Source organism: Mesorhizobium ventifaucium (assembly GCF_935822925.1).
Taxonomy (GTDB): domain Bacteria; phylum Pseudomonadota; class Alphaproteobacteria; order Rhizobiales; family Rhizobiaceae; genus Mesorhizobium; species Mesorhizobium ventifaucium.
The window spans coordinates 283,493-302,196 of sequence record NZ_CAKXZS010000024.1 but is presented as its reverse complement, the minus strand read 5'-3'; the positions used below and the strand labels follow the sequence as shown (position 1 = coordinate 302,196).

The window sequence follows — 18,704 nt, the reverse complement described above, 5'->3', positions numbered from 1 at the left end:
TGTGGAGGTAGTCGTGTCAACGGACGTCTACGCGGCAATGTCGGCGAGAGCCGAACCCAGATCGCCGGCCGGCGTCACCTCGATGCGTTCCAGGCCGAGCCAACCCTGCATCAGCTTCAATTCCTCGAAAAGCTCGGCGGCGGTTTGCGGCGGCGCGCCGGGCTCGGCATAGGCGGCATGGACGCGCAGCACGCCGGCGGGGCGGTCAGCCCGAAGGTCGATGCGCGCCACGATCCTGTCGCCGAGCAGGAACGGCAGCACGTAATAGCCGTATTGGCGCTTTTCGGCCGGGGTGTAGATCTCGATGCGATAGCGGAAGTCGAACAGTCTTTCCGTGCGCGCTCGCTCGAAGACGACGGGATCGAACGGAGCGAGTAAGGTGCGCGCCTTGATCTTACGCGGAAAACGGGCGTCCTTGTGGAGATAGGCGGGCTTGCTCCAGCCTTCGACGGTCACCGGCAAGAGGTCGCCGGCGTCGACCAGTTCCTCGATGCGGCCCTTGATGTCGGCCGGAGAGAGGCGGAAATAGTCGCGCAGATCGCCCGCTGTCGCGACGCCGTGGGCGCGGGCTGAGATGCGCAGCAATTCGCGGTGCGCATCCTCAGGCGAGGGCACAGGCAGGGCAAGTACTGCCGGCGGCAGCACGCGCTCCGGCAGATCATAAAGCCGCTCGAAGCCACGACGCGACGCGGTGGTGATGCGGCCGGCCCAGAACAGCCATTCGAAAGCGTGCTTGGCGTCGCTCCAACCCCACCAGCCGCCGGAGCCTTTCTGGCCTTCGAGAGCCGATGCGGCGATCGGGCCGCGCGACACTACCTCGCGGTAAATGTCTTCGATATAAGTGGCGCGCTCGCGGCCCCACTTGGCCAGCCCATTATACATTTCCTCGCCGCGTTCGGCCCGCTCCATGCGCCAGCGCATCAGCGGATAGGTTTCGACCGGCAGAAAGGAGGCTTCGTGCGCCCAATATTCGAAGAGTTTGCGCTTACGCGTCACGGCGGCGTTGTCGAGCAGGGCAAGCGGGTAGGGGCCAAGCCGCGAATAGAGTGGCATATAGTGAGCGCGCACCACCGCGCTGACGGAATCGATCTGCAGCAGGCCGGTGCGGCCAAGCACACGGGCCAGATGACGGCGGTCAGGCGTGCTGCTGGGGCGAGGATCGGCAAACCCCTGTGCGGCAAGCGCGATGCGCCGGGCCATGGCGAGCGAGATTTTTTCCTTCATGCAGACGGCACTCTGTTGGCTTTCGACCAAGGTTGGGGCGAATGATTCCGCGTCATGCTAGCAGGGTTTTGGCGGCATCTATGTCAGGAGAGAAAACTGGAGTGAAACATGAAGGAAAACAAACAGGAGCGGATCGGACCAGTTTATCCGGATATGCCCTCCAGCATCGTGTTTTGAACAAGGTTTGACTTGCTTCGCCGAAAGCCCTGCGCTAACCCTCGCCGCGTTGCAGCATAGAGCCCCTAAAACGGTTCAGTGGTTAAACTGTCACGCTTCCGCAAGTGGGTCCGGTGCTGTAATCAGAGTGGATTGGCCGCCAACGGAAAGCTGCAGCATGAACGCATTATTGAGTTCGTACCTGCCCATCGTCCTGTTCATCGGCGTGGCGCTGGTCGTCGGCCTGGCGCTGCTTGCCGCACCCTTTCTGGTGGCCTACCGCAATCCCGATCCGGAAAAGCTTTCCGCCTATGAATGCGGCTTCAACTCCTTCGACGATGCCCGCATGAAGTTCGACATCCGCTTCTACCTGGTGTCGATCCTGTTCATCATCTTCGATCTTGAGGTGGCCTTCCTGTTTCCGTGGGCAGTGTCCTTCAGCCAGATCGGCATGCTCGGTTTCTGGTCGATGATGGTGTTTCTGGCGGTGCTGACCATCGGCTTTGCCTATGAATGGAAGAAAGGAGCGCTGGAATGGGATTGAGCGACAATTCCGGCACGCTCGTCGCGCCGAAGCCGAAAGGCATTCTCGACCCCAGCACCGGAAAGCCGCTGGAGGCGAATGATCCTTTCTTCCTCGAGATCAACAACGAGCTTGCTGACAAGGGCTTTCTCGTCACCTCGACCGAGGCGCTGATCACCTGGGCGCGCAGCGGCTCGCTGATGTTCATGACTTTCGGTCTTGCCTGCTGCGCGGTCGAGATGATCCACACCTCGATGCCGCGCTACGACTCGGAGAGGTTCGGCGTAGCGCCGCGCGCGTCGCCTCGCCAGTCCGACATCATGATCGTCGCCGGCACGCTGACCAACAAGATGGCGCCGGCGCTGCGCAAGGTCTACGACCAGATGCCGGAGCCGCGCTACGTCATCTCGATGGGCTCCTGCGCCAATGGCGGCGGCTACTACCACTATTCCTATTCGGTGGTGCGCGGCTGCGATCGCGTCGTGCCTGTCGACATTTATGTGCCCGGCTGTCCGCCCAGTGCGGAAGCGCTGCTCTACGGCATCCTTCTGTTGCAAAAGAAGATCCGCCGCACCGGCACGATCGAGCGGTGAGCGGGATGATGAGCCTGAATGAACTCTCGACCTATCTCGGCGAGAAGCTGAGCGGCCGGATCGGCGATGCGGTGTTTGCCTATGGCGAACTCACCATCTCGGTCGAGCCGCAGGATCTGATCGAGGTGGTGAGCTTCCTGCGCGACGATCCAAAATGCCAGTTCATCTCGATCATCGACGTCTGCGGCGCCGATTATCCATCGCGGGCCAAGCGCTTCGACGTTGTCTACCACCTGCTGTCGCCGAAGCAGAATATTCGCATCCGCATCAAGGTCCAGGCCGACGAAGAGACGGTGGTGCCGTCGATCACCGGCGTTTATCCCGGCGCCGACTGGTTCGAGCGCGAGGCCTACGATCTCTATGGCGTGCTGTTTTCGGGCCATCCCGATCTCAGGCGGATTCTGACCGATTACGGCTTCGAGGGTCATCCGCTGCGCAAGGATTTCCCGCTGACCGGTTTCGTCGAGGTGCGCTACGACGACGAGGCCAAGCGGGTCATCTACGAGCCGGTGGAATTGAAACAGGAATTCCGCAATTTCGATTTTCTCTCGCCATGGGAAGGGACGGACTACGTCTTGCCCGGCGACGAGAAAGCCAAGACGAATTGAGACGCCAGAATGGCTGAAACCTCCGTCCGCAATTTTAACATCAACTTTGGACCTCAACACCCTGCAGCGCATGGTGTTTTGAGGCTGGTTCTTGAGTTGGACGGCGAAGTCGTCGATCGCGTCGATCCGCATATCGGGCTGTTGCATCGCGGCACTGAAAAGCTGATCGAGGCGAAGACATATTTGCAGGCCGTGCCCTATCTGGACCGGCTCGACTACTGCGCGCCGATGAACCAGGAGCATGCCTTTGCACTGGCCGCAGAGCGGCTGCTCGGCATCGAGGTGCCGAAGCGCGGCCAGCTGATCCGCGTGCTTTATTGCGAGATCGGCCGCATCATGTCGCACATCCTCAATGTGACGACGCAGGCGATGGATGTCGGCGCGTTGACGCCGCCGCTTTGGGGCTTCGTCGAGCGCGAAAAGCTGATGGTGTTCTACGAGCGGGCCAGCGGCTCGCGTATGCATGCGGCCTATTTCCGGCCCGGCGGCGTCCACCAGGACCTGCCGCAGCAGCTGGTCGAGGATATCGGCAACTGGATTGATCCGTTCCTGAAATCGCTCGACGATCTCGACGCACTGCTCACCGGCAACCGCATCTTCAAGCAGCGCAATGTCGACATCGGCACCGTCTCGCTGGACGATGCCTGGGCGTGGGGCTTTTCGGGCGTCATGGTGCGTGGATCCGGCGTCGCCTGGGACCTGCGCAAGTCGCAGCCTTATGAATGCTATGCCGAGATGGATTTCGACATTCCAATCGGCAAGAACGGCGACTGCTACGACCGTTATCTCGTGCGCATGGAAGAGATGCGCCAGTCGGCGAACATCATGCGCCAATGCGTCGACCTGCTGCTCGGCAAGGAAGGCAGCGGGCCGGTGTCGAACCTCGACGGCAAGGTGGTGCCGCCGAAGCGCGCGGCGATGAAGCGTTCGATGGAGGCGCTGATCCATCACTTCAAGCTGTACACCGAGGGCTACCGTGTGCCGGCCGGCGAGGTTTATGCGGCGGTCGAAGCCCCAAAAGGCGAGTTTGGCGTCTACCTGGTCTCGGACGGCACCAACAAGCCGTACCGCTGCAAGCTGCGCGCGCCCGGCTTCGCGCATCTGCAGGCCATGGATTTTTTGTGCCGCGGCCACATGCTGGCCGACGTCACCGCCGTTCTCGGCTCCCTCGACATCGTGTTTGGTGAGGTCGATCGATAAATGTCAGTCCGCCGTCTCGCAGAAGCCAGCCTCCAGCCAGCCTCCTTCGCCTTCAACCGGGCGAATGCGGCAGCGGCGAAGCAATGGATCAAGAAATATCCCAAGGGCCGCGAGCAGTCGGCGATCATCCCGTTGCTGATGCTGGCGCAGGAGCAGGATGGCTGGGTGACCAAGGCGGCGATCGAGACGATCTCCGACATGCTCGGCATGCCCTACATCAGAGGGCTCGAAGTCGCGACCTTCTACACGCAATACCAGCTCAATCCTGTCGGCACCCGCGCGCATATCCAGGTCTGCGGCACCACGCCCTGCATGCTGCGCGGTTCGGAAGCGCTGATGGACGTGTGCCGCTCGAAGATCCATCACGACCAGTTCCACACCAACGACAAGGGCACGCTGTCGTGGGAAGAGGTCGAATGCCTTGGCGCCTGCGTCAACGCGCCGATGGTGATGATCTTCAAGGACACTTTCGAGGATCTGACGCCGGAGCGGCTTGCCGAGATCATCGACCTCTATGATGCCGGCAAGGGCGCCTCGGTGACGCCCGGGCCGCAGAACGGCCGCATCACCTCCGAGCCGATCAGCGGTCTGACGACGCTGAAGAGCGAAAAGGCAATCCTGAAGACGACCCGCGACAGGGAAGCCAAGGCGGCTGCGAGGGCCGCCAGGCAGGCAGCACCAGCGGCAATTGTCGCGACGCCGGCGGCTCCGGCCGTACAGGAGCCGGCGGCCCCTGCCGCGCCGTCGAAGGCCAGCAAGCCGAAGACCGATGCGCCCGAAACCAGCCCGGCGCTGGAGACGCCTTCTCCGGCAAAGGTCGCGCCAGAGACGGAAAAGGCGGCGAGCGTCAGAGCACCGCGGCATTCGGCCGCCAATGCCAACAAGGCCGCGCCGGAAGTCGAAAAGGTTTTGAAACAGCGCAGCGGCCCGATCGTCAAGGCTGAGCCGGCGGCTGCTTTCAAGGCGCCGGAGTTTAAGGAAGCGCCGATCGGCGCTGCCGGCAAAAAAACCGTCAAGCCTGCCAAGCCTTCGCTCGAGGACAAGAACCGTCCGGCCGGCATCGCGAGGCCGGCACTGGTCGACGATCTCAAGCTGGTCTCGGGGGTCGGCCCGAGAACCGAAGGCATACTGCATTCGCTTGGCATCTTCACCTACGCGCAAGTCGCGTCATGGACCAAGGCCGAGCGCGAGTGGGTCGACGGTTATCTCAGTCTGCGGGGCCGCATCGAGCGCGAAGACTGGGTCAAGCAGGCCAAGGCGCTGGCCAAGGGCGGGGTCGCCGAATATATCCGCGTCTTCGGCAAGAAGCCGGTCTGAGGGACGAACAATGCTTCAGGACAGAGACCGCATCTTCAACAACATCTACGGCCGCTTCGACAAGTCGCTGGCCGGCGCAATGGCGCGCGGCGCCTGGGACAACACGCCAGGCATCATCGCCAAGGGGCGCGACTGGATCGTCAATGAGATGAAGGCATCAGGCCTGCGCGGCCGCGGCGGCGCCGGCTTCCCGACCGGGCTGAAATGGTCGTTCATGCCCAAGCAGAGCGACGGCCGGCCGAGCTATCTCGTCGTCAATGCCGACGAATCCGAACCCGGCACCTGCAAGGACCGCGACATTTTGCGCCATGACCCGCACACGCTGGTCGAAGGCTGCCTGATCGCCGGCTTCGCCATGGGCGCGGTTGCGGCCTACATCTATGTGCGCGGCGAGTTCATCCGCGAGCGCGAGGCGCTGCAGCGCGCCATCGGTGAGGCCTATGCGGCCAAGCTGATCGGCAAGAACAACATTTCCGGCTACGATTTCGACATCTACATGCATCATGGCGCCGGCGCCTATATCTGCGGCGAGGAAACGGCGCTGCTCGAAAGCCTCGAAGGCAAGAAGGGCCAGCCGCGGCTGAAGCCGCCGTTTCCGGCCAATGTCGGCCTCTATGGCTGCCCGACGACGGTCAACAATGTCGAGTCGATTGCGGTGGCGCCAACCATTTTGCGCCGCGGCGCTGCCTGGTTCTCGTCCTTCGGCCGGCCCAACAATGTCGGCACCAAGCTGTTCTGCATTTCCGGCCACGTCAACAATCCGTGCACCGTCGAAGAGGCGATGTCGATCCCGTTCCGCGAACTGATCGAGACGCATTGCGGCGGCATTCGCGGCGGCTGGGACAATCTGCTGGCGGTCATTCCGGGCGGCGCTTCGGTGCCGCTGGTGCCGGCGGAACAGATCATCGACGCGCCGATGGATTTCGATGCGTTGCGCGACCTGAAATCGGGTCTCGGCACGGCGGCTGTTATCGTCATGGACAAATCGACCGATATCGTGAAGGCGATTGCCCGGCTTTCCTACTTCTACAAGCACGAGAGCTGCGGCCAGTGCACGCCGTGCCGCGAAGGCACCGGCTGGATGTGGCGGGTGATGGAGCGGTTGGTGCGGGGCGAGGCTCAGAAGCGCGAGATCGACATGCTGCTCGACGTGACCAAACAGGTCGAAGGCCACACGATCTGCGCGCTGGGTGATGCGGCGGCGTGGCCGATCCAGGGCCTGATGCGGCATTTCCGCGGCGAGGTGGAGCGGCGCATCGACGAGTTTTCGCGCAATGCGCACCGGGCAGAGCCGGTGATGGTGGCGGCGGAATAGAGAAGAATTTGAAGCGGGCGAATGCCCGATTTGAAATACGGGCAAATGCCCGATTTGAAATACGGGCGAACGCCCGATTTGAGGAAACAGGCCGGGGCATACGGAAGAGACGACCAGGAGACCACCCATGTCGCTGAATTCGAGACCCGATCATTTTGTGCCAGATTTGGAACCGTTCGAGAAGATGAGCCAGGACCTGACCAGGATGATGCCGAAGGAGATGGCCAGCGCTGTCAATCTCCTGGCGCACCCTGTCGCGGGTGCGGCAGCGATGTCGGCGCTCGGCATCGGGCTTGCCAATCATGCCTTCGGGGTGTGGATGGGCGTGCTCTCGGGTGCCGCCGAGGCCTCGCAGCGGCTCTTCCAACCGATCGTCGACGATTTGGATGCCAGGGTCGAACGCCTTTCGCAGACAGGAGCAAGCTCCTCGACCAAGGCGCGCGCGGCGACGAAAACCTTGATCGCCGAGGCGCAGTCCTTCGCCCGGAACGTGAATGACATAGCGGCGAACAGCATGGACGCTGCACCCAGCGTAGTGGATGCGGCTGCCGCACCGGCCGGGTTGATGCCGGAGGACTTCAAGCAGCCCAAGGCAATGAATCGTCCGGCAAACCCGGCCGACCTCAAGGCGATATCGGGCATCGGGCCGAAGCTGGAACAGGTGCTGAACGGCTTGGGCATCTGGACCTACGGCCAGATCGCGGCATGGACGCCGGAAGAGATCGCCTGGGTCGACGATTATCTGTCGTTCAAGGGCCGCATCGGTCGCGATAACTGGCTTCGCCAGGCGGCGGCGCTAGCCGCCAAGGCCGAGAGGTAGGGGACGAGATGGAGGTCCATGACAGGCGCGATGTTCTCGACGTGCGCAACGCCATCGTCAGCAATTCCAATTTCGATGACGTCAACATGTCGTACACGCGGTTTCACGACGTCAACCTGTCGGCGGCCAGGATCCACCGCACCAACCTGAGCAACACCAGGGTGGAAGACGCCAAACTTTCGAATGCGTATTTCACCAATGTGAACATGAGCAATGTGAAGATAGAAAACGCGCAGGTCGCGGGCATGATGATCAACGGCATCAGCCTTGACGACGTGTTCCAGGCATATGAGACGGCGAAGACCGCCGGGGGCAATTGATGGCAAAGCTCAAGGTCGACGGGAAAGAGATTACTGTACCCGACCACTACACGCTGCTGCAGGCAGCCGAGGACGCCGGCGCCGAAGTGCCGCGCTTCTGCTTCCATGAGCGGCTGTCGATCGCCGGCAATTGCCGCATGTGCCTGATCGAGGTGAAGGGCGGGCCGCCCAAGCCGCAGGCGTCCTGCGCCATGGGCGTTCGCGATCTGCGCCCGGGACCAAATGGCGAAACGCCGGAAATTTTCACCAACACGCCGATGGTCAAGAAGGCCCGGGAAGGCGTGATGGAATTCCTGCTGATCAACCATCCGCTCGATTGCCCGATCTGCGACCAGGGCGGCGAGTGCGACCTGCAGGACCAGGCGATGGCGTTCGGCGTCGATTCGTCGCGCTATCACGAGAACAAGCGGGCGGTCGAAGACAAGTATATCGGGCCGCTGGTCAAGACGATCATGAACCGCTGCATCCATTGCACGCGCTGCGTCCGCTTCACCACCGAAATTGCCGGCATTTCCGAGCTCGGCCTGATCGGCCGCGGCGAGGACGCCGAAATCACCACCTATCTCGAAAGCGCGATGACATCGGAACTGCAGGGCAACGTCATCGACCTTTGCCCGGTCGGCGCGCTGACCTCCAGGCCCTACGCCTTCCAGGCGCGGCCGTGGGAACTGACCAAGACCGAATCCATCGATGTCATGGACGCTGTCGGCTCGGCGATCCGCGTCGATTCCAGAGGCCGCGAGGTGATGCGCATCCTGCCGCGCACCAACGAGGCGGTGAACGAGGAGTGGATTTCAGACAAGACCCGCTTCATCTGGGACGGCTTGCGCACCCAGCGCCTCGACCGGCCATATGTCCGCAAGAACGGCAAGCTGGCCCCGGCAAGCTGGGCCGAGGCTTTTTCCGCGATCAAGGAAGCGGTGTCGAGCACCGCGCCCGACAAGATCGGCGCCATATCAGGCGATCTCGCCGCCGTCGAGGAGATCTATGCGCTGAAGCTGCTGATGGCCTCGCTCGGCTCGAAGAACACCGACTGCCGCCAGGATGGCGCCGCGCTCGATCCGTCGCTTGGCCGGGCAGGCTATATCTTCAACCCGACCATCGAGGGCATCGAGCAGGCCGACGCGGTGCTGATCATCGGCGCCAATCCGCGCTTCGAGGCGTCCTTGCTCAACGCCCGCATTCGCAAACGGTGGAGGGTCGGCAACCTGCCGGTCGGCGTCATCGGCGATGTCGGCGATACGCGCTACGACTATGAGCAGCTCGGCGCCGGAACGGAATCGCTGAAGGATTTGGCCGACGGCAACGGCAAATTCTTCCAGGTGCTGAAGAATGCGACGCATCCGCTTGTGATCGTCGGTCAGGGCGCGCTGTCGCGCTCGGACGGCGCGGCCGTGCTCGGCCAGGCGGCGAAGCTCAGCCTGGCCGTCAATGCCGCGAGAGCCGACTGGAACGGCTTTGCCGTGCTGCACACTGCGGCGGCGCGTGTCGGCGGTCTCGATGTCGGCTTCGTGCCGGGCGAGGGCGGCAAGAGCGTCGCCGGCATGCTGGGCGCCATGGAGGTGCTGTTCTTCCTCGGCGCCGACGAGATCGACATGACCAGGACCGGCGGCGCCTTCGTCGTTTATATCGGCACGCATGGCGACCACGGCGCGCATCGCGCCGACGTCATCCTGCCGGGCGCCGCCTATACCGAAAAATCGGGCACCTTCGTCAACACCGAGGGCCGGGTTCAGCAGACCAACCGTGCCGGCTTCGCGCCGGGCGATGCGCGCGAGGACTGGGCGATCCTGCGGGCGCTGTCGGATGTGCTGGGCAAGAGATTGCCGTTCGATTCTTTGCCGCAGCTGCGCGCGAAACTCTATTCGGAATACCCGCATCTTGCCCGCATCGACCAGGTCGCGGCCGGCAATGCTGACGATATCACTGAGGTGGCGAAGCTCGGTGGGCGGCTGGACAAGGGCAGCTTCACCTCGCCGGTCAAGGATTTCTACCTGACCAACCCGATCGCGCGGGCCTCCGCAGTGATGGCGGAATGCTCGGCGCTGGCGAAAAACGGTTTTAGGCAGGCGGCGGAATAATCATGGACACCTTCGTCTCCTTCTACGTGTTGCCGGCGCTGCTCATCCTGTTGAAGTCGGTCGTGCTGATCGTCGTGCTGTTGATCTTTGTCGCCTACATCCTGTACGCGGACCGCAAGATCTGGGCGGCGGTGCAGCTGCGCCGCGGCCCCAACGTCGTCGGCCCATGGGGCACGCTGCAGGCTTTCGCCGACCTTCTGAAGTTCGTGTTCAAGGAGCCGGTGATCCCGTCCGGCGCCAACAAGGGCGTTTTTCTGCTGGCGCCGCTGGTTTCGGCGGTGCTGGCGATCTCGGCCTGGGCAGTCATTCCGGTCAATGAGGGCTGGGCGATCGCCAACGTCAATGTCGGCATCCTCTATGTCTTCGCCATCTCCTCGCTCGAGGTCTATGGCGTGATCATGGGCGGCTGGGCGTCCAACTCGAAATATCCGTTCCTCGGCGCGCTGCGCTCGGCGGCGCAGATGGTGTCCTACGAGGTCTCGATCGGTTTCGTCATCGTCACAGTGCTGCTTTGCGTCGGCTCGCTCAACCTGTCCGATATCGTGCTGTCGCAGCAGGATGGGCTGGGCACGCGGATTGGCCTGCCCAACACTTTCCTCGACTGGCATTGGCTGTCGCTGTTCCCGATGTTCGTCATCTTCTTCATCTCGGCGCTGGCCGAAACGAACCGCCCGCCCTTCGACCTTGTGGAAGCCGAATCGGAACTCGTCGCCGGCCACATGGTCGAATATTCGTCGACGCCGTTCTTGCTGTTCTTCCTCGGCGAATATGTCGCCATCGTGCTGATGTGCGCGCTGGCCACCATCCTGTTCCTCGGCGGCTGGCTGCCGCCCTTCGACTTCGCCCCCTTCACCTGGGTGCCGGGGCTGATCTGGTTCGTGCTCAAGGTCTGCCTGGTGTTCTTCATGATCTCGATGGTGAAGGCCTTCGTGCCGCGCTACCGCTACGACCAGCTGATGCGGCTCGGCTGGAAGGTCTTCCTGCCGATCTCGCTGGCGATGGTGGTGATTGTCGCCGCGTTCCTCAAGATCACGGGGTTTGCGTGATGTCTGCTTTAGCCCAAGCCGCAAAGTCGCTGCTGCTGCAGGATTTCGTCAGCGCCTTCTTCCTGTCGATGCGCCAGTTCTTCGCGCCGAAGGAGACGATCAACTATCCGCACGAGAAGGGGCCGACCAGCCCGCGCTTCCGCGGCGAGCATGCGCTGCGCCGCTATCCGAACGGCGAGGAACGCTGCATCGCCTGCAAACTGTGCGAGGCGATCTGCCCGGCGCAGGCGATCACAATCGAGGCCGGCCCGCGCCGCAACGACGGCACCCGCCGCACGGTGCGCTACGATATCGACATGGTGAAGTGCATCTATTGCGGCTTCTGCCAGGAAGCCTGCCCGGTCGACGCCATCGTCGAAGGGCCGAATTTCGAATTCGCGACCGAGACGCGCGAGGAACTTTATTACGACAAGGACAAGCTCTTGGCCAATGGCGACCGCTGGGAGCGCGAACTGGCGCGCAACATCTCGCTGGACGCGCCGTACCGATAAGACAGCTTTCTTCTCCCCGTTCACGGGGAGAAGATGCCGGCAGGCAGATGAGGGGCGGCGCCGACGTCGCAAAATTCAGCCTGCCCCTCATCCGGCCGTTCGGGCCACCTTCTCCCGTAAACGGGGAAAAGGAAACGGAATGACGCATGGACGGGGCGAGAGGCCTCGTTTATGGACAACGCGGCTTCGGCACCGGAGGCGGAACGAAGCCACACATCAAACAGGACGAACGTCCTGTTTGGACAGGAACCCGGGGGAACCCATGCTGAATGGACTAGAGGCGGCCTTTTTCTACCTCTTCGCCTTTGTCGCGGTCGCGTCGGCGTTCATGGTCATTTCGGCGCGCAATCCCGTGCATTCGGTGCTGTTCCTGATCCTGACCTTCTTCAATGCCGCCGGCCTGTTCATGCTGACCGGCGCAGAGTTCCTGGCGATGATCCTGCTCGTCGTCTATGTCGGCGCGGTCATGGTGTTGTTCCTGTTCGTCGTCATGATGCTCGACGTCGATTTCGCCGAAATGAAGGAAGGCGCCCTGCAATACGCGCCGATCGGCGCGCTGGTCGGGCTGATCCTGGCGGCTGAGCTGATCGTCGTGCTCGGCGGCTATACGTTCGCGCCGCAACTGGCGGCGACGGTTGCAAAACCCATTCCGGACCTTGCCGCGCGCTCGAACACGGCAGCACTCGGCGACATCCTCTATACGGACTACCTCTACTATTTCCAGATTGCGGGCCTTGTGCTGCTGGTCGCCATGATCGGCGCCATTGTGCTGACGCTGCGCCACAAGCCGGGCATCAAGAGGCAGTCAATCGCTGCCCAGGTCGGCCGCACGCCGGCAACGGGAATGGAAATCCGCAAGGTCAAGACGGGCGAGGGAATCTGAGATGGTCGTCGGCATCGCACATTATCTGACCGTATCGGCGATCCTGTTCACGCTCGGCGTGTTCGGCATCTTCCTCAACCGCAGGAACATCATTGTCATCCTGATGTCGATCGAGCTGATCCTGCTCGCGGTCAACATCAATTTCGTCGCCTTCTCGGCAGCGCTCGGCGATCTCGTCGGACAGGTGTTCGCGCTGTTCGTGCTGACGGTCGCAGCGGCCGAAGCGGCGATCGGCCTCGCCATTCTCGTCGTCTTCTTCCGCAACCGCGGCTCGATCGCGGTCGAAGACGTGAACATGATGAAGGGTTGACGGAAACCACCATGTATCAGGCCATCGTCTTCCTTCCGCTGCTCGGCTTCCTGATCGTCGGCCTGTTCGGCACGTCGCTCGGCGCCAAGGCGTCCGAATACATCACCTCCGGCTTCCTGGTGATATCGGCCGTGCTGTCGTGGGTCGCCTTCTTCGCCGTCGGTTTCGGCGAGGGCGAGGTGTTCACCGTGCCGGTGATGCGCTGGATCCAGTCGGGCGGGTTGGAGGCCGCTTGGGCGCTGCGCATCGATACGCTGACGGTGGTGATGCTGGTCGTCGTCAACACGGTGTCGGCGCTGGTCCACATCTACTCGATCGGCTACATGCATCACGACCCGAACCGGCCGCGCTTCTTCGCCTATCTGTCGCTGTTCACCTTCGCCATGCTGATGCTGGTGACCGCTGACAACCTCGTGCAGATGTTCTTTGGCTGGGAAGGCGTCGGTCTCGCCTCCTACCTGCTGATCGGCTTCTGGTACAAGAAGCCGTCGGCCAATGCCGCCGCAATCAAGGCCTTCGTCGTCAACCGCGTCGGCGATTTCGGTTTCGCGCTCGGCATCTTCGGTGTGTTCGTCCTGTTCGGCTCGGTCAATCTCGGCACCATATTCGCCAATGCAGCGACGTTCATTCCGGCCGAAGGCGCCCCCGAGGGCGCTGCCGTGCTGACCTTCCTCGGCTATGCGCTCGACAAGCAGGCCGCGATGACCGTCGTCTGCCTGCTGTTGTTCATGGGCGCCATGGGCAAGTCGGCCCAGGTGCCGCTGCACACCTGGCTGCCGGACGCCATGGAAGGCCCGACGCCGGTCTCGGCGCTCATCCATGCCGCCACCATGGTGACCGCCGGCGTGTTCATGCTGGCGCGGCTGTCGCCGCTGTTTGAGTTGTCGCATTCGGCGCTGATCGTGGTCACCTTCATCGGCGCCTTCACCGCCTTCTTCGCGGCGACCGTCGGCCTTGTCCAGAACGACATCAAGCGCGTCATCGCCTATTCGACCTGCTCGCAGCTCGGCTACATGTTCGTGGCGCTCGGCGTCGGCGCCTATGGCGCGGCGATCTTCCATCTGTTCACGCATGCCTTCTTCAAGGCGCTGCTGTTCCTCGGCTCGGGCTCGGTGATCCACGCCGTCTCCGATGAACAGGACATGCGCAGGATGGGCGGTCTCAGAACGCTCATTCCGAAGACCTACTGGATGATGGTGATCGGCACGCTGGCGCTGACCGGCGTCGGCATTCCGGTGACGGTCATCGGCACCGCCGGCTTCTTCTCCAAGGACGCGATCATCGAAAGCGCCTTTGCCGCGCATAATCCGGTCGCCGGCCTTGCCTTCGTGCTGCTGGTCGTCGCCGCCTGCTTCACCAGCTTCTATTCCTGGCGGCTGATCTTCATGACCTTCCACGGCCAGCCGCGGGCGAGCCACGAGGTCATGCACCACGTCCATGAATCGCCGCCGGTCATGCTGGTGCCGCTGTACATCCTGGCGGCGGGCGCGCTGTTGGCCGGCGTGATTTTCCATGGCGCCTTCATCGGCGAGGGTTATGCCGAGTTCTGGAAGGCGTCGCTGTTCACGCTGCCGGAGAACCACATCCTGCACGACATCCACGAAGTGCCGTTTTGGGTGAAGCTGTCGCCGTTCGTCGCCATGCTGATCGGCTTCGCGATTGCCTGGCAATTCTACATCCGCGCGCCGGAGATGCCGAAGAACCTCGCGGCGCAGCATCGCGGGCTGTACGCCTTCCTGCTCAACAAGTGGTATTTCGACGAACTCTTCGACTTCCTGTTCGTGCGGCCGGCAAAACGCCTCGGCCACTTTCTGTGGAAGACCGGCGACGGCACCGTCATCGACGGACTTGGTCCTGACGGGGTGTCGGCGCGCGTCGTCGACGTCACCAACCGGGTCGTCAAACTGCAGACCGGCTACCTCTATCACTATGCCTTCGCCATGCTGATCGGCGTTGCCGCATTCGTCACCTGGATGATGCTCTGATGACCGCCTGGCCGATCCTCTCGCTGGTCACCTTCCTGCCGCTGGTTGGTGTGCTGTTCATTCTGGTGATCAATGACGACAGCGAGAATGCCCGCCGCAACATCCGCGCCATTGCGTTGTGGACGACGAGCATCACTTTCATCATCTCGCTGTTCATCTGGACCGGCTTCGACAATGCGGAGCCCGGCTTCCAGTTCGTCGAGAAGTTTGCCTGGCTGGATTCCGGCATCTCCTACCATATGGGCGTCGACGGCATCTCCATGCTGTTCGTCATCCTGACCACCTTCCTGATGCCGCTCTGCATCCTGGCTTCGTGGGAATCTATCGAGAAGCGCGTCAAGGCCTACATGATCGCGTTCCTGCTGCTGGAGACGCTGATGATCGGCGTGTTCTGCGCGCTCGACATCGTTTTGTTCTACGTCTTCTTCGAAGCCGGTCTGATCCCAATGTTCATCATCATCGGCGTATGGGGTGGCAAGCGGCGCGTCTACGCCTCGTTCAAGTTCTTCCTCTATACGCTGGCCGGCTCGGTGCTGATGCTGCTCGCCATCATGGCGATGTTCTTCCAGTCCGGCACCACCGACATCCCGACGCTACTGACGCACAACTTCCCAGCCTCCATGCAGACTTGGCTATGGCTCGCCTTCTTCGCGTCTTTCGCCGTGAAGATGCCGATGTGGCCGGTGCACACCTGGCTGCCGGACGCCCATGTCGAGGCGCCGACGGCCGGTTCGGTCATCCTGGCCGCCATCCTGCTCAAGATGGGCGGATATGGCTTCCTGCGCTTCTCCTTGCCGATGTTTCCGATCGCCTCGGAGATGTTTGCGCCGCTGGTCTTCGCGCTGTCCGTCGTCGCCATCATCTACACCTCGCTGGTGGCGTTGATGCAGGAGGACATGAAGAAGCTGATCGCCTATTCGTCGGTCGCCCACATGGGCTTCGTCACCATGGGGATCTTCGCGATGAACCAGGAAGGCGTCCAGGGGGCGATCTTCCAGATGCTGTCGCACGGTCTGGTCTCCGGCGCGCTGTTCCTCTGCGTCGGCGTCATCTACGACCGCATGCACACGCGCGACATCGACGCCTATGGCGGGCTGGTCAACAACATGCCGAAATACGCCACCGTGTTCATGATCTTCACCATGGCCAATGTCGGCCTGCCCGGCACCAGCGGCTTCGTCGGCGAGTTCCTGACCATGCTCGGCGTGTTCCGGGTCAACACCTGGGTGGCGTTCTTCGCCGCCACCGGCGTTATTCTGTCGGCGGCCTATGCGCTTTGGCTGTATCGCCGGGTGATCTTCGGCGCGCTGACGAAGGACAGCCTGAAAGGCCTGCTCGACCTGTCGACGCGCGAGAAGGTGATCATCTATCCGCTGGCCGCGCTGGTCATCTTCTTCGGCGTCTACCCGGCGCCGGTCTTCGACGCGACCGCCGCATCGGTCAAGGCGCTCGTCACCAATGTCACCGCATCCATCGACACCGCGCAGACCGCGGCGGCGAACTGACCCGGGAGGTTTGCGAACCATGACGCCGGACCTTCTCTCCAGCCTGTCGCTGTCGACGCCAGAGCTGATCCTCGCCGTCGGCGCCCTGGCGCTGCTGATGCTCGGCGCCTATTCGCGCGCCAACACCACCACCACGGTGAGCGGCCTTGCCGTCGCCGTCCTGGTGATTGCCGGCGTCTGGACGATCTTTTCCACCGGACAGGGCAACGCTTACGGCGAAGCCTTCGTCCAGGATCCCTTCGCCCGCTTCATGAAGGTGCTGGCGCTGATCGGATCGGCGGTGACACTGGTCATGTCGATGCGCTTCGCCAAGGCGGAGCATTTCGACAACTTCGAGTATCCGGTGCTGATCCTGCTGTGCACGCTCGGCATGATGCTGATGATCTCGGCCAACGGCATGATCGGGCTTTATCTCGGCCTCGAACTGCAGTCGCTGGCAATCTACGTGCTGGCGGCGATCAACCGGGACAATCTGCGCTCGACCGAGGCGGGGTTGAAATATTTCGTCCTCGGCGCGCTGTCGTCGGGCATGCTGCTTTACGGCATCAGCCTCGTCTACGGCTACACCGGCAACACCGGTTTCCAGGAGATCGCCACGGCGCTGGGCGGCGGCGAGCGGCAGCTTGGCCTGGTCTTCGGCCTGGTCTTCGTGCTGGCCGGCCTCGCCTTCAAGATATCGGCGGTGCCGTTCCACATGTGGACGCCCGACGTCTATGAAGGCGCGCCGACGCCGGTGACGGCCTTCCTCGCCGCGGCGCCGAAGATGGCGGCAATGGCGCTGATCGTGCGCGTCACCATGGACGCCTTCAAGCCAATCGCCGCCGACTGGCAGCAGATCATCGTCTTCATCTCGATTGCCTCGATGCTGCTCGGCGCCTTCGCGGCGATCGGCCAGACCAACATCAAGCGGCTGATGGCCTATTCTTCGATCGGCCATATGGGCTACGCCCTGGTCGGCCTCGCCGCCAACAGCCAGGCCGGCGTGCGCGGCGTCGCCATCTACATGCTGATCTATCTGGTGATGACGCTCGGCACCTTCGCCTTCATCCTCGCCATGCGGCGCAAGGAAGGCAATGTCGAACAGATCAGCGATCTCGCCGGCCTGTCGTCGACCAATCCGATCATGGCGACGATCCTGACCATCCTGATGTTCTCGCTGGCCGGCATTCCGCCGCTCGCCGGCTTCTGGGGGAAGTGGTACGTGTTCCTTGCCGCCATCAACGCCAACCTCTACGCGCTGGCGATCATTGGCGTGCTGGCCTCGGTGGTGGGCGCTTATTATTATCTGCGGATCATCAAGATCATGTGGTTCGACGAACCGGTCGGCGGCTTCGTGCCGATGGCGACCGAGCTTCGCGTCGTGCTTGGCGTCTGCGGCGCCTTCGTGCTGTTCTATGTGCTGATCGGCGGGCCGATCGGCACCTATGCCGAAGCCGCCGCCAAGACATTCTTCTGACGGGATGGCATTTCGGCTGGCTCCAACAGCGGCCTCGGAAGGGTTCCGGCTCGAGGCACATGACACGGTCGGTTCCACCAATGCGCTGGCGCTCGACCATGCGCGGGCGGGAGATCCGGGCAAGCTCTGGGTCGTTTCGAAAAAGCAGGAAAGCGGGCGTGGCCGGCGCGGCCGGGTCTGGGCGACGCCCGAGGGCAATCTGGCGGCGACGCTGCTGGTGGTCACCAATGCCGAGCTTCGCCTGGCCGCGACGCTCGGCTTCGTCGCCGGGCTGGCGCTGGCCGATGCGCTCGACGCCGTCGTGCCGAAGGGCAGGATCGCGATCGGCCTCGACGGCGGCAGCGATGGAAAAAACCGTTTCGAGCTGAAATGGCCGAACGATGTGCTCGCCTCCGGCGCCAAGCTTGCCGGCATCCTGCTGGAATCGGCGGTACTCGAAGGCGATCGCTTTGCGGTGGCGGTGGGCATCGGTGTCAATGTTGTGGCATACCCCAAGGATTTGCCTTATCCCGCGACATCGCTTAGCGCGCTGGGCGCTGCTTGCGATGCCGAGACATTGTTTCTGGCGCTGTCGGATGCCTGGAGCGAGAATGCGCGGCTGTGGAACGATGGGCGCGGGCTGTCCGCCGTCAGGCGGCGCTGGCTAGCGCGCGCGGCAGGGCTTGGTGGGCAGGTTGCTGTCAGAATTGACGGTAATGTGGTGCGCGGCACGTTCGAGACCATTGACGAGGACTGCCGTTTCGTGATCCGCGACGATGAAGGTTCGGTTCTGACGATCGCCGCCGGCGACGTGCATTTCGGTGCGGTCGCGTCGGCCCATGTTTAACAGGCCAAGGTTTTTGACGGGTTCAGGTTTGACTGGCCCGAGGTT

The 18,704-nt window shown here is 62.7% G+C and carries 18 protein-coding genes; 17 read left to right on the top strand and 1 reads right to left on the bottom strand.

Annotation, left to right across the window (positions count from 1 at the left end):
- Positions 1-27: 27 nt before the first annotated feature.
- Positions 28-1,224 carry a winged helix-turn-helix domain-containing protein gene (locus NMG70_RS22155; protein WP_254026490.1) on the bottom strand — a complete coding sequence of 399 codons (1,197 nt, stop codon included), beginning with the start codon at positions 1,222-1,224 and terminating at the stop codon, positions 28-30.
- A gap of 334 nt (positions 1,225-1,558) precedes the next feature.
- On the opposite strand from NMG70_RS22155, the gene NMG70_RS22150 reads away from it, so the two are divergent.
- The 17 genes from NMG70_RS22150 to NMG70_RS22070 all read left to right on the top strand — a co-directional run bounded on the left by NMG70_RS22150 (position 1,559) and on the right by NMG70_RS22070 (position 18,659).
- Positions 1,559-1,924 (top strand): NADH-quinone oxidoreductase subunit A, encoded by a 366-nt coding sequence (locus NMG70_RS22150; protein ID WP_023798850.1) that lies wholly within the window; start codon positions 1,559-1,561, stop codon positions 1,922-1,924.
- A complete protein-coding gene (locus tag NMG70_RS22145; protein WP_254026489.1) occupies positions 1,915-2,496 on the top strand; it encodes a NuoB/complex I 20 kDa subunit family protein in 582 nt (193 codons plus the stop codon). The genes NMG70_RS22150 and NMG70_RS22145 overlap by 10 nt, the downstream gene beginning before the upstream one ends.
- A gap of 5 nt (positions 2,497-2,501) precedes the next feature.
- The gene (locus tag NMG70_RS22140; RefSeq protein ID WP_436798437.1) at positions 2,502-3,104 is read left to right on the top strand and encodes an NADH-quinone oxidoreductase subunit C; all 603 of its coding nucleotides are present in this window, start codon (positions 2,502-2,504) and stop codon (positions 3,102-3,104) included.
- Between the two features lie 9 nt (positions 3,105-3,113).
- Entirely contained in the window at positions 3,114-4,304 is a 1,191-nt protein-coding gene (locus NMG70_RS22135) for an NADH-quinone oxidoreductase subunit D (protein ID WP_254026488.1), read from the top strand.
- Entirely contained in the window at positions 4,305-5,621 is a 1,317-nt protein-coding gene (locus NMG70_RS22130) for an NADH-quinone oxidoreductase subunit E (protein ID WP_254026487.1), read from the top strand. It abuts the gene before it with no gap.
- Positions 5,622-5,631: 10 nt separating this feature from the next.
- On the top strand, positions 5,632-6,936 hold the full coding sequence (gene nuoF, locus NMG70_RS22125) for an NADH-quinone oxidoreductase subunit NuoF (protein WP_254026486.1): 1,305 nt from the start codon (positions 5,632-5,634) through the stop codon (positions 6,934-6,936).
- A 127-nt stretch (positions 6,937-7,063) separates the two neighbouring features.
- The gene (locus NMG70_RS22120) at positions 7,064-7,756 is read left to right on the top strand and encodes a helix-hairpin-helix domain-containing protein (protein WP_254026485.1); all 693 of its coding nucleotides are present in this window, start codon (positions 7,064-7,066) and stop codon (positions 7,754-7,756) included.
- A gap of 8 nt (positions 7,757-7,764) precedes the next feature.
- Entirely contained in the window at positions 7,765-8,076 is a 312-nt protein-coding gene (locus NMG70_RS22115; protein WP_254026484.1) for a pentapeptide repeat-containing protein, read from the top strand.
- Positions 8,076-10,157, top strand: coding sequence for an NADH-quinone oxidoreductase subunit NuoG (gene nuoG / locus NMG70_RS22110; protein WP_254026483.1), 2,082 nt, complete (start codon positions 8,076-8,078; stop codon positions 10,155-10,157). The genes NMG70_RS22115 and nuoG overlap by 1 nt, the downstream gene beginning before the upstream one ends.
- 2 nt (positions 10,158-10,159) lie before the next feature.
- Positions 10,160-11,203, top strand: coding sequence for an NADH-quinone oxidoreductase subunit NuoH (gene nuoH / locus NMG70_RS22105; RefSeq protein WP_254026482.1), 1,044 nt, complete (start codon positions 10,160-10,162; stop codon positions 11,201-11,203).
- Entirely contained in the window at positions 11,203-11,694 is a 492-nt protein-coding gene (nuoI, locus tag NMG70_RS22100; protein ID WP_023798861.1) for an NADH-quinone oxidoreductase subunit NuoI, read from the top strand. Before nuoH ends, nuoI begins: the two co-directional genes overlap by 1 nt.
- Before the next feature lie 262 nt (positions 11,695-11,956).
- Positions 11,957-12,577, top strand: coding sequence for an NADH-quinone oxidoreductase subunit J (locus tag NMG70_RS22095; protein WP_091594336.1), 621 nt, complete (start codon positions 11,957-11,959; stop codon positions 12,575-12,577).
- Between the two features lies 1 nt (position 12,578).
- Entirely contained in the window at positions 12,579-12,887 is a 309-nt protein-coding gene (nuoK, locus tag NMG70_RS22090) for an NADH-quinone oxidoreductase subunit NuoK (RefSeq protein WP_023798863.1), read from the top strand.
- Positions 12,888-12,898: 11 nt separating this feature from the next.
- Positions 12,899-14,872 (top strand): NADH-quinone oxidoreductase subunit L, encoded by a 1,974-nt coding sequence (gene nuoL, locus NMG70_RS22085; protein WP_254026481.1) that lies wholly within the window; start codon positions 12,899-12,901, stop codon positions 14,870-14,872.
- Positions 14,872-16,377: an NADH-quinone oxidoreductase subunit M gene (locus NMG70_RS22080; protein ID WP_254026480.1), complete on the top strand. Its 1,506-nt coding sequence runs from the start codon at positions 14,872-14,874 to the stop codon at positions 16,375-16,377. Before nuoL ends, NMG70_RS22080 begins: the two co-directional genes overlap by 1 nt.
- Before the next feature lie 19 nt (positions 16,378-16,396).
- Complete coding sequence (gene nuoN, locus NMG70_RS22075; protein ID WP_254026479.1) at positions 16,397-17,833, top strand: NADH-quinone oxidoreductase subunit NuoN; 1,437 nt, start codon at positions 16,397-16,399, stop codon at positions 17,831-17,833.
- A 4-nt stretch (positions 17,834-17,837) separates the two neighbouring features.
- Positions 17,838-18,659 (top strand): biotin--[acetyl-CoA-carboxylase] ligase, encoded by an 822-nt coding sequence (locus NMG70_RS22070; RefSeq protein ID WP_254026478.1) that lies wholly within the window; start codon positions 17,838-17,840, stop codon positions 18,657-18,659.
- Positions 18,660-18,704 lie beyond the last annotated feature (45 nt).